The organism is Streptomyces sp. AC627_RSS907, from assembly GCF_019049165.1.
This window is the reverse complement of sequence record NZ_JAGMUE010000821.1, coordinates 1-544: the sequence shown is the minus strand read 5'-3', so window position 1 is coordinate 544 and position 544 is coordinate 1. Positions and strand designations below refer to the sequence as shown.

The 544-nt window shown below is 75.7% G+C and carries 1 pseudogene; it reads right to left on the bottom strand.

The window, feature by feature from the left end:
• Positions 1-245 (bottom strand): annotated as a pseudogene (locus KUM32_RS38820) (glycoside hydrolase); the annotation flags it as partial.
• Positions 246-544: the final 299 nt, after the last annotated feature.

Genomic DNA, 544 nt, shown 5'->3' with positions numbered 1-544 from the left:
GCGTCGGTGCGCTCCTTGGCCCCGTTGTACGCCTGGGTGGCGCTGCCGGCCTCGCGGTACAGCGTGTCGACCCGCTGCCGCACCTCCTCGACCGAGGGGCGCGGCTCGCGCGGTACGGCGGTGGCCGGCGGCGCGACCTGGGCGAGGAGGGCGAGGGAGGCGAGCGCGGCCGTGGTGAGGCCGGCGGCGGTGTGACGACCGGACGGCATGCCCAGCCGGGACCGCGACCTGCGGTGTGACGCCAAGGGAGGCGACTCCTTCCGTGGACCGCCTACCGGGTTAGCTGTCGGGTTCGGGCGCTCCGCGCGGCTCGGGGACGGGCGTCGCCGAGCGCGTGGGGAGGGAAGGGATTGCCCTACGGTCCGCACGTGGGGATGCGGTCCGATTCACCCCGGTGGTACTTCCCCCGCCCTTGGGGAACTCCCGTAGGGCGCGGGGAACGGTGGGTCCCCGGCTCCGGCCACCTCTCGGGGCCGAACTCGGCGCAGGCCGCCCGTTGCCGACGCTGTCGCCGACGGGGGTACGGGCCGCCATGACCAGGCAC